Raw genomic sequence first — 1,630 nt, forward strand, 5'->3', positions numbered from 1 at the left:
CTTCGGGCTGTCCGACAGCGTACGCAGATAGGCGATCACGTTGGCGCGGTCCTCGTCCTTCGGCAGGCCGGCAAAGCCCATCGCCGTGCCCTTGACGAACTTCTTCGGCGAAGTGATGAAATGGTTGAGGTTGTCGTACGTCCACTTCTCGGCGCCGCCCTTGGAAAAATCCTTCATGCCGGCTGAATAGGCGAAGCCCTCATGCTCGGCGACGGGTCGGTCGATAATGTCCCAGAGATCGGGGCCGACCTTGTTCGGACCACCCTTCTCGCCGGAATGGCAGGCCTGGCATTTCTTGAACACGGCCGCGCCCGCCTCGACATTGGCGGTGGCGAGCAGGTCGGCGATCGGCTTGGCTTCCGCGGCCGGGGCGGCGGCGGCGCCTTCGGCGGGCTCTGCCGCCTCGATGGCGAAGCCGGGCTTCTCGGGCGCGGGCGACGCAAACAGCGCGTCGGAGACGATGCCGACCGAGAAGACGACAAAGACGGTGCCAAGGAGACCGGCGAGCAGCTTGTTGACTTCGTTGGAATCCATACGCCCCTTGCTCCCTTTTCCGGCGGACCGATCCGTCCACTCCGTCCGTCGGTGTCCCGAACCGACCTCTCAGCCCGGTCAAATCGGGCGGAAACTAGGTCTTTTGCTCCGGCGTTGCAACACCTATAAGGGCGCTTCCAGTGAGACCTTTTGCCACTTTCGCCAGCCCTCTTTTGCAACGCCCCGTCGCACCGATGTCAACGCTCATCCTGATCCCGGCCCGCATGGCCTCGACCCGCCTGCCGGGCAAGCCGCTGGCCGACATTTTTGACGTGCCGATGATCGTCCATGTCGCCCGCCGCGGCGCCGAGGCCGGGCTTGGCCGGGTCGTGGTGGCGACAGACACCGAGGCCGTGGCGGAGGCCGTGCGCGCGCACGGCTTTGAGGCCGTGATGACCCGTGACGATCACCAGTCCGGCTCCGACCGCATTTTCGAGGCGCTAACAGTGCTCGATCCGGAGAAAAAGGTCGAAACCATCGTCAACGTGCAGGGCGACCTGCCGACCATCGATCCGCAGATCATCCGCGCGTCGCTGAGGCCGCTCGAGGACAAATCGGTCGACATCGCCACACTCGGCGTCGAGATCGTCCGCGACGAGGAGAAGACCAATCCGAACGTCGTCAAGATCGTCGGCTCGCCGCTGTCTGCGACACGGCTCAGGGCGCTCTATTTCTCCCGCGCCACCGCGCCCTGGGGCGAGGGGCCGCTCTATCACCATATCGGCCTCTACGCCTATCGGCGTGCCGCGCTGGAGCGCTTCGTCGCGCTGAAGCCGTCGCCGCTGGAACGACGCGAGCGGCTGGAGCAGTTGCGGGCGCTGGAGGCCGGCATGCGCATCGATGCCGAGATCGTGCAATCCGTGCCGCTCGGCGTCGACACGCCCGACGACCTGGAGCGCGCCAGGGAAATCCTTTCAACCTGAGATATTAGGCATGCCTGAAAAGACCAACAGAATATCCTTCCAGGGCGAGCCGGGCGCCAATTCCGACACTGCTTGCCGCAACATGTTCCCGTCGATGGAGCCGTTGCCGTGCCCGACCTTCGAGGATGCCTTCGTCGCGGTCGAGACCGGCAAGGCCGAGCTCGCCATGATCC

General features: G+C 65.0%; 3 protein-coding genes. 2 read left to right on the forward strand and 1 reads right to left on the reverse strand.

All coding sequences use genetic code 11. From position 1 onward, the window contains the following. The coding region (locus EN781_RS32100; protein WP_145965772.1) for a cytochrome c family protein at positions 1-534 on the reverse strand (534 nt) is incomplete at its 3' end. Between the two features lie 194 nt (positions 535-728). On the opposite strand from EN781_RS32100, the gene EN781_RS32105 reads away from it, so the two are divergent. Continuing rightward, complete coding sequence (locus EN781_RS32105) at positions 729-1,457, forward strand: 3-deoxy-manno-octulosonate cytidylyltransferase (RefSeq protein ID WP_126056707.1); 729 nt, start codon at positions 729-731, stop codon at positions 1,455-1,457. Continuing rightward, on the forward strand, positions 1,375-1,630 hold a 256-nt coding region (locus EN781_RS35650), incomplete at its 3' end, for a prephenate dehydratase domain-containing protein (protein WP_281034414.1). The genes EN781_RS32105 and EN781_RS35650, both read left to right, overlap by 83 nt.

Origin of the sequence: Mesorhizobium sp. M4A.F.Ca.ET.090.04.2.1 (genome assembly GCF_003999085.1) — a bacterium.
GTDB lineage: Bacteria > Pseudomonadota > Alphaproteobacteria > Rhizobiales > Rhizobiaceae > Mesorhizobium.

Excerpts from the sequence above, each read along its gene's own strand:
- EN781_RS32105 (WP_126056707.1), top strand. The coding sequence starts at position 729 with ATGTCAACGCTCATCCTGATCCCGGCCCGCATGGCCTCGACCCGCCTG.